At 67.4% G+C, this 8440-nt stretch carries 6 protein-coding genes; all 6 read left to right on the top strand.

What is annotated here, in order from left to right:
* Nucleotides 1-744, top strand: a 744-nt coding sequence (locus tag ACAD63_RS28445; protein WP_434034121.1) for a biotin/lipoyl-containing protein, incomplete at its 5' end; no start/stop codon positions are given.
* A gap of 22 nt (nt 745-766) precedes the next feature.
* On the top strand, nt 767-1633 hold the full coding sequence (locus ACAD63_RS28440) for a hydroxymethylglutaryl-CoA lyase (protein ID WP_434034120.1): 867 nt from the start codon (nt 767-769) through the stop codon (nt 1631-1633).
* A gap of 274 nt (nt 1634-1907) precedes the next feature.
* Complete coding sequence (locus tag ACAD63_RS28435; RefSeq protein WP_434034119.1) at nt 1908-3797, top strand: sigma-54-dependent Fis family transcriptional regulator; 1890 nt, start codon at nt 1908-1910, stop codon at nt 3795-3797.
* Between the two features lie 260 nt (nt 3798-4057).
* The gene (locus ACAD63_RS28430; RefSeq protein WP_434034118.1) at nt 4058-5476 is read left to right on the top strand and encodes an aldehyde dehydrogenase family protein; all 1419 of its coding nucleotides are present in this window, start codon (nt 4058-4060) and stop codon (nt 5474-5476) included.
* Between the two features lie 200 nt (nt 5477-5676).
* The gene (locus ACAD63_RS28425) at nt 5677-7821 is read left to right on the top strand and encodes a PQQ-dependent dehydrogenase, methanol/ethanol family (protein ID WP_255519678.1); all 2145 of its coding nucleotides are present in this window, start codon (nt 5677-5679) and stop codon (nt 7819-7821) included.
* 139 nt (nt 7822-7960) lie between these two features.
* Complete coding sequence (locus ACAD63_RS28420) at nt 7961-8392, top strand: PaaI family thioesterase (protein WP_240745773.1); 432 nt, start codon at nt 7961-7963, stop codon at nt 8390-8392.
* Nucleotides 8393-8440: the final 48 nt, after the last annotated feature.

The raw sequence follows: 8440 nt of genomic DNA, 5'->3' as shown, positions 1-8440 counted from the left end.
GTCGGACTGTCGACCAACGTGGCGTTCCTGCAGCGGCTGGTCAAGTCCGAAGCGTTCCGCACTGCTGATCTGGACACCGGGCTGATCGATCGCAACGAGAAGACCCTGTTCCCGCCGCCGGCCCCGGTCGGCATGGAGATCATCGCGCTGGCGGTCGCCGCGCTGCTGGACCGCGAGGCGCGCGAACTGCGCATCGACGCCGCCGATCCGCACTCGCCGTGGACCCACGGCGGGGCCTGGCGGCTCAATGGCGGCGTTTCGCGCCAGCTGCGCTTCGGCTATGGCGACCAGGTGCTCGACGTGACGCTGCAGGTCAATGCGCGCGGCAGCACGCTGGCCTACGCCGGACAGTCCGTGCCGTTCTCCGCGGTATGCAAGGCCGACGATATCCGAATCGACCTCGGCACGCGCCGCGTGCATGGACATGTTCATGCTGAGGCGGACGACTTCCACGTGTTCTCCGCGGGCCGCCAGGTGCTGCTGGGCTGGATCGATCCGCTGTCCCACGCCGGCGAGGCCGAAGGCGAGGGCGGCAAGCTGACCGCGCCGATGCCGGGCAAGGTCATCGCCGTGATGGTCGAGGCGGGCAGCACGGTCACGCGCGGCACGCCGCTGCTGGTGATGGAAGCAATGAAGATGGAACACACCATCAGCGCGCCGGCCGACGGCGTGGTCAGCGAAGTGCTCTACGGTGTTGGAGAGCAGGTCACCGAAGGCGCCCAGCTGCTGGCGTTCGGTACCTGATACTTTTACGGAGATCCGGCAGATGCATGCGGACAAGGTCAAGGTCGTTGAAGTCGGCCCGCGCGACGGCCTGCAGAACGAGAAGAATCTGATCCCCACCGGGACCAAGGTGGCGTTGATCGACCAGCTCACCGACGCGGGCTTTCCCAATATCGAAGTGGCATCGTTCGTCTCGCCGAAGTGGGTGCCGCAGATGGCTGACGGAGCGCAGGTCATGGCCGCGATCAGGCGGCGCCCCGGCACCATCTACTCCGCGCTGACGCCGAACATGAAGGGCCTGGAAGGCGCGCTTGCAGCAGGCGCCGACGAGGTCGTGATCTTCGGCGCGGCCAGCGAGGCGTTCTCGCAGAAGAACATCAACTGCTCGATCGCCGAGTCGATGGCGCGCTTCGAGCCCGTGGCCGCGGCCGCCAAGGCGAAGGGCGTGCGGCTTCGCGCCAGCGTGTCGTGCGCACTGGGTTGTCCTTACCAGGGCGAGGTGCCGGTCGATGCCGTGGTCGACGTGGTGCGGCGCATGCGCGAGCTGGGCTGCGACGAGATCGATATCGCCGACACCATCGGCGTGGGCACGCCAGACAAGGTAAAGATCGTGATGCTGGCCGCGGCCACCGAATTCCCGCTGGCGCAGCTGTCCGGGCATTTCCACGACACGTATGGCCATGCCCTGGCCAACGTCGAGGCGAGCCTCGAAGCCGGCATCCGTGTCTTCCATGCGTCTGTCGCCGGGCTTGGCGGGTGCCCGTACGCGAAGGGCGCGACCGGTAATGTGGCGACCGAGGCTTTGCTGCTGCGTCTGGCGAGCCTGGGGATGGAGACGGGGGTTGATCTGGATAAGGTCATTGCCGCTGCCGAACTGATTTCCAGGGCTATTGGCAAGCCAGTACTCTAGTAGCGCGGGCGTCCCTCGATGCCGGGCGCTTGTCTCATATTGAGACACCGCCTGCATCAACCTGAGACAGCCCTGGCCAAACCTGCCACGCAACGCTTGAATTCGCCCGGGGGCTCTCTTAAAGTACCTTTCCAGTTCGCGCCGCCGCCACCACTGCAGCACAGTCCGGCGCGCATAGATGACCTGGCCGCAACGACGGCCAGGCTGGCCACCGGCATCGCCGCAGACCGCCGCCTCGCGGCACCGCGCGACGCCGACCACTGGAGACAAGGCAATGCCCCCTGCACCGACAAGCCTGCTGTGCGATGCCAACGTCGCGCGGCGGGACTTCCTCGATGGCAAGGATGTCCCCGCCGGCTTGGTGTCCGACCTGATCGTGCGTTCGTGGCAGCGTGCCGCGCGTGCGGGCGTGCGTCCCGAGCAGCGCATGCTGTTTTCGGATGTCATCACGCACAGCGAAGTCCGCCGCAGCGAAGAAGAGAACCGGACCCTGATCGAACTGGCCGGCGCCGACATGGAAGTGCTGGCCGGCGCCTTTCCGTCGCAGCAGTGGATCGTGCTGTGTACCAATGCCGAAGGCGTGATCGTGTCCTCCCACGGGCGCCTGGGCGCTGGGCCTGGCGGGCCGTCGCCGCTGCAGCATGGCCGGCGCATTTGCGAGACCGGCATCGGCACCAATGCGCCAGGGTGCCTGCTGGCGGAGGGCGGCAGTGCCGTCGAAATCCACCGCGGCGAGCATTTCCTGCATGAACTGGTCGACGTGGTGTGCGCTGCCGCGCCGATCTATGACTGCCATGACCGCCTGATCGGCGTTCTCGATATCACTGGCTTTGGCGTCGACTTGCCGGCCTACGCGATCAGTCATGTGCGCGCGGCGGCCACGTCGATCGGCAACCGCACCTTCGAGCGGCTGCCTGGCTGCTGCATCGTGCGGCTGCACCACGACCGCCGCATGCTGCATACGCCGGCGGAAGGCATCGTCGCGGTGTCGGCCGACGGCGTGATCGTGGCGGCAAACCATACCGCCCGCGACATGCTGCGGCTTGGCAGCGCCGAGATCGGTGCGATCGATATCGGCAGCGTCTTTGCCGAAGGCATGCATGGCCCCGGAGGCGCGGTGCAAAGCGTCGTGCGCACGGTCGCCGGCGGCCGCCTGCATGTGTCGGCGAGTGAAACCGAACGTACGCGCTCTCGCGTCGCCGTACCACGCGCCGACGACACCGGTCCGCTGGCCGGCCACCTCATCGCCGACGCCACGCTGGCGCGCGCCTTCGACAAGGCCAGCATGGCGGTCGGCGCGCAGGTGCCGGTGATCCTGCTGGGCGAGACCGGCACCGGCAAGACCATGCTGGCGCGCGCGCTGCATGAGGCCAGCCGGCCGGACGGCAACTTCGTCTCGATCAACTGTTCGGCCATCCCCGAAGGGCTGGCCGAAGCCGAACTGTTCGGCTATGCCGACGGCGCCTTTACCGGCAGCCGCCGCGGCGGCAGCGCGGGCAAGATCGAGCAGGCCAACCATGGCACGCTGTTCCTCGATGAGATCGGCGACATGCCGCTGGCACTGCAGACCCGGCTGCTGAGCGTGCTGCAGGAGCGCTGCGTCACGCGCGTCGGCGCGGCCAAGCCCATCCCGGTCGACCTGTCGGTGATCTGCGCCACGCACCGCAGCCTGCCGGAACTGGTGCGGCAGGGTGCCTTCCGCGAAGACCTGTATTTCCGCATCAACGGCATGTCGATCCGCGTTCCGGCGCTGCGCGACCGCACCGACCTGCCCGAGCTGATCGCGGCGATGCTGCAGACGCTGGCGCGCGGCCGGCGCAAGGCGCTCGACGCCGACGTGATGGCGCTGCTGATGTCGCATGCCTGGCCCGGCAATGTGCGGGAACTCCAACAGGTTCTGCGCACCGCGGTGGCACTGTCTGGCCTCGGCGAGGAAATCCGGCGCGAGCATCTCGACGAAAGCTGGCTTGACGCGGCGACGCGCGTAACGGTGGCGGATATGCTGCCCGCCGCCGGCCAGCCGATGCTGCTGGCGCAGGCGCAGAATGATCTGATCCAGCGCACCCTCGACGAGCTCAGTGGCAACCGCTCTGAAGCCGCGCGGGCGCTCGGCATCTCGCGCGCAACGCTGTACCGCAAGATGGCGCGCGCCAAGATCCGATAGAACGGTCCTCTCATCCACCATCAACCCCTGCTCGCCATGCCGTGGCAGCGGGGGTTTTTCATTGGGCCGCCTGTCTTGCCTGTATCGAGACACTGGCTCGGATTGCGACACGCCGGACAGCGTTGCGACGACGTTTCAAGCGCAACTGGTGCGGAAACACGCAGCGGTGCGCGATCTGCGCGGCGGGCACGGCGCTTGCGTTGCAAGGCATCGCATACCAACCAGGGTTCGACCCAAGGATCAACATGAGGAGACAAGCGATGCACGGCAATGCAGGACTGCTGATCAACGGAAAAATCGTGCAGGGCAGCGCCACGCTCGACGTGGTCAACCCCGCCACCGGCAAGGTGTTCACCACGGTGTCGCGCGCCACCGAGCGCGAGGCTGCTGCGGCGGTCGCCGCCGCCAAGGCCGCGCAGCCGGGCTGGGCCGCGCTGGAACTGCCGCAGCGGCGCGCGCTGCTGCTGCGCTTCGCCGACGCGCTGCACGGCAACGCGGAGGACCTGGCCGCCACGCTGGTGCTGGAGCAGGGCAAGCCGCTGGCCGAGGCGCGTCAGGAACTGCAGTCCGCCGAAGCCTTCGTGCGCCATATCGCCGGGCTGGAGCTGCCGGTATCGCTGGTGCAGGACGACGCCACCCACCGCATCGAGCTGCACCACAAGCCGCTGGGTGTGGTGGCCGCCATCGCGGCATGGAATTTCCCGGTGCTGATCGCTGCCTACAAGCTCGCGCCGGCGCTGCTGATGGGCAATACCGTGGTGCTCAAGCCCGCGCCGACCACACCTGTGGCAACGCTGCAGCTTGGGGCGATCCTGTCCGACCTGCTGCCGCCGGGCGTGGTCAACATCATCACCGATGCCAATGACCTGGGCAGCTACCTGACTTCGCACCCCGACGTGGCCAAGGTCTCGTTCACGGGCTCGACCGCGACCGGCAAGAAGGTGATGGCAAGCGCCGGCCCGGGGCTGAAGCGCATCACGCTGGAACTGGGCGGCAACGACGCGGCCATCGTGCTCGACGATGCCGACGTGGCGGAAATCGCGCCGAAGATCTTCGGCAGCGCTTTCTACAACTGCGGGCAGGTATGCCTGGCGCTGAAGCGGCTGTACGTGCATGCGTCGGTCCATGACGCGCTGTGCGACGCGCTGGCCGACCTGGCCGGGCGCACGGTGGTAGGCAATGGCGCGGAAGCAGGCGTCACGATGGGCCCGCTGCAGAACGCCATGCAGTACGACAAGGCCGGCCGCTTCCTGGCCAGCGCGCGCCGCGACGGCAAGATCCTGGCGGGTGGCGCCTTGCTCAAGGGCGATGGCTACTTCGTCGCCCCGACCATCGTGCGCGACCTGACCGACCAGAGCGAGCTGGTGACCGAGGAGCAGTTCGCGCCGATCCTGCCGGTGCTGAAGTTCGACAGCATCGACGAGGCCGTGGCGCGCGCCAACGGTACGCCGTATGGGCTGGGTGGCTCGGTGTGGTCCAGCGACGAAGAGCGCGCCTATGGGGTGGCGTGGCGTCTCGACGTGGGTACGGCATGGGTCAACCACCACCTGCATTTCGGCCCGCACATCCCGCTGGTGGGCGCCAAGGAGTCCGGCGTCGGCGTGGAATTCGGGCCGGAAGGGCTGGCCGAGTATGCGCAACTGAGCGTGATCAATATCGCGCGCGCGCAGGCCTGCTGACGCGGCCACGCCCGCTGCGCGGCGGGCGACACAGGCAAGAAGAAAACCGGAAGTCGCGCAGCGCGACCGCGTCTATGCGGGTGGCAACGGCGTCGCCGGCGGCAACCTGGATTCGGACGTAGGCATTATTCGCTATGGGCGCTTCATGGAGGTCGGTGTTCTGACACGCCAAATCAATTAAGAAGACAGAGGAGACCAAGATGCATAGCAACAAGCAACGCCTGCTGGTGAGCATGGTGGCCGCGGCCAGCGTGGCGCTGCCGGCGCCGATGGCATTCGGCGCCGAAGGCAACGCCGCTCCCCGCCCGGCAAAAAAGGCGCACAAGCCGGCGAACGCCGCCGCGCGCGTGGACGGCGCCGCGATCCGCGCCAACGAGGCCGGCACGCCGAACTGGCCCAGCTACGGCCTGGATTACGCCGAGACCCGCTTCAGCAAGCTCGAGCAGGTCAACGCGGGCAACGTCAAGGACCTGGGGCTGGCCTGGTCCTACGACCTGGAATCGACGCGCGGCGTGGAGGCGACGCCGCTGGTGGTCGATGGCGTGATGTACGTCTCCGCACCGTGGAGCGTGGTGCATGCCATCGACGCGCGCACCGGCAAGCGCCTGTGGACCTACGACCCGCAGGTACCGCGCGACCAGGCCTACAAGGGCTGCTGCGACGTGGTCAATCGCGGCGTGGCGCTGTACCAGGGCAAGGTCTTCGTCGGCGCGTTCGACGGCCGGCTGGTGGCGATCGATGCCGCCACCGGCAAGAAGGTGTGGGAGCAGGACACCATCGTCGATCGCAGCAAGTCCTATACGATCACCGGCGCGCCGCGCGTCTACAAGGGCAAGGTGATCATCGGCAACGGCGGCGCAGAGTACGGCGTGCGCGGCTACATCACCGCCTACGATGCCGAGACCGGCAAGCAGCAATGGCGCTGGTACACGGTTCCGGGCGACCCCGCCAGGCCCTTCGAGAACGAAGCCATGGCAAAGGCCGCGGCCACCTGGGACCCCAGCGGCAAGTACTGGGTCAACGGTGGCGGCGGCACGGTCTGGAACACCATGGCGTTCGACCCCGGCCTGAACCTGATGTACATCGGCACCGGCAACGCCGGCCCGTGGAGCCGCAAGCTGCGCAGCCCGAAGGGCGGCGACAACCTCTACGCGGCCTCCGTGGTGGCGCTGAACCCGGACACTGGCGAATACGTCTGGCACTACCAGGAAACCCCGGGCGACAACTGGGACTACACCTCGACGCAGGACATCATCCTGGCCGACCTGAAGATCGACGGCCAGCCGCGCAAGGTGATCCTGCACGCGCCCAAGAACGGCTTCTTCTTCGTGATCGACCGGACCAATGGCAAGTTCATCTCGGCCAAGAACTTCGTCGACGTCAACTGGGCCTCGGGCTATGACAAGGACGGCCGGCCGATCGAGACGCCGCAGTCGGACACTTCGGGCAAGCCGGCGGATATCGTGCCGGGGCCGTTCGGCGCGCACAACTGGCATTCGATGTCGTTCCACCCGAAGCTGGGGCTGGCCTTTATCCCGGCGCAGCACGTGCCGCTGACGCTGGCCGACAACAAGGAGTGGGCCCACAACCAGAAGGACTCTCCCGAGGCGCATCGCGGCGTGGGCTGGAACCTGGGCATGCTGGTCAATGCCGAGCCCCCCAGGAGCAAGCCGATGGGGCGGCTGATCGCGTGGGACCCGCTGGCGCAGAAGGCGGTATGGCACCAGGACCATGCCGGCCCGTGGAACGGCGGCACGCTCGCGACCGCCGGCAACCTGGTGTTCCAGGGCACGGCGGACGGGCGGCTGGTGGCGTATCACGCCGGCACCGGCGAGAAGCTGTGGCAGGCGCCGACCGGCTCCGGCGTGGTGGCGGCGCCGGTGACCTACCTGCTCGACGGCAAGCAGTATGTGTCGGTGGCGGTGGGCTGGGGCGGCGTGTATGGCCTGAGCCAGCGCGGCAGCGACAGGCAGGCGCCGGGACGGGTCTACACCTTTGTGCTCAACGGCAAGAAGCCGATGCCCGAGTCGGCGCCCTACGCGATGGCGCCGCTGCTGAGCGGGGTGAAATACGACCCGGCCAAGGTCGCCGACGGGCAGAAGCTCTACGTCAACAACTGCGTCTTCTGCCATGGCGTGCCGGGTGTCGACAAGGGCGGCAATATTCCCAACCTGGCCTATGTCGGCGCGCCGATGATCGAGCACCTGGACAAGATCCTGTTCAACGGGCCGTTGGTGCAGAAGGGCATGCCGGATTTCACCGGCAAGCTGACGGCGGAGGACGTGGTCAAGATCCAGGCATTTATCCAGGGCACCGCCGACGCGGTGCGGCCGAAGAAGCCCTGACGGAAGTGCGCGCGCGGGCCGGCACTGGCCCGCGCGCTTCGTGCACGCCAAAGTGGCTGTTCGCCAAATCGGAATTGTTTGGGGCCGCGAATCGCGAGGAAATACCGCCTGGACAAATTTAGCCGTGGTGAGCAGTGAAATGAAAATCCAAGCAACGGAAATCGTGATGGAGGGTGGCGCCGGCGGCGGTTTCTCTCTCGACAATCCCGCCCTCGAAAGCATCGGTGTCCGCATCACGCAGTGGCGCCCCGATTACGTGGAGCTTGAACTGCCGGTCACGTCCAGCATGCTGAACCGCAGCCGCGTGGTCCATGGCGGCACGATCTGCACGCTGCTGGACGCCGCCACCGGCTATGCCGGCCTGTTCTCGGCGCCGGGCGAGGCGGCGCGGCATGCGGTGACGCTGTCGCTGACTTCCAACTTCCTGAGCAACGGCACGGGCAGTGTGTTGACGGCCAAGGGCACCGTCGATCGGCGCGGGCGCTCGATTTTCTTTTCGCGTGCCGAGGTCTGGCTTGACCAGGAGTTGCTGGTGGCGACCGGCGTTGCCACGATGAAATACCTGAAGTAGGCCCACGGGGCGTTCGCGCCCCTTTCTCTTCTTCGGAGGCGGAGCCCG

The organism is Cupriavidus sp. a3 (assembly GCF_051015765.1).
In the GTDB taxonomy this organism is placed as follows: domain Bacteria; phylum Pseudomonadota; class Gammaproteobacteria; order Burkholderiales; family Burkholderiaceae; genus Cupriavidus; species Cupriavidus oxalaticus_A.
The sequence above is the reverse complement of the archived record's forward strand: the minus strand, read 5'-3'. Positions and strand labels throughout refer to the sequence as shown.

Coding starts and splice junctions, on each gene's coding strand:
- ACAD63_RS28425 (WP_255519678.1), top strand. CDS start 5,677: ATGCATAGCAACAAGCAACGCCTGCTGGTGAGCATGGTGGCCGCGGCC.
- ACAD63_RS28430 (WP_434034118.1), top strand. CDS start 4,058: ATGCACGGCAATGCAGGACTGCTGATCAACGGAAAAATCGTGCAGGGC.
- ACAD63_RS28435 (WP_434034119.1), top strand. CDS start 1,908: ATGCCCCCTGCACCGACAAGCCTGCTGTGCGATGCCAACGTCGCGCGG.
- ACAD63_RS28440 (WP_434034120.1), top strand. CDS start 767: ATGCATGCGGACAAGGTCAAGGTCGTTGAAGTCGGCCCGCGCGACGGC.
- ACAD63_RS28420 (WP_240745773.1), top strand. CDS start 7,961: ATGAAAATCCAAGCAACGGAAATCGTGATGGAGGGTGGCGCCGGCGGC.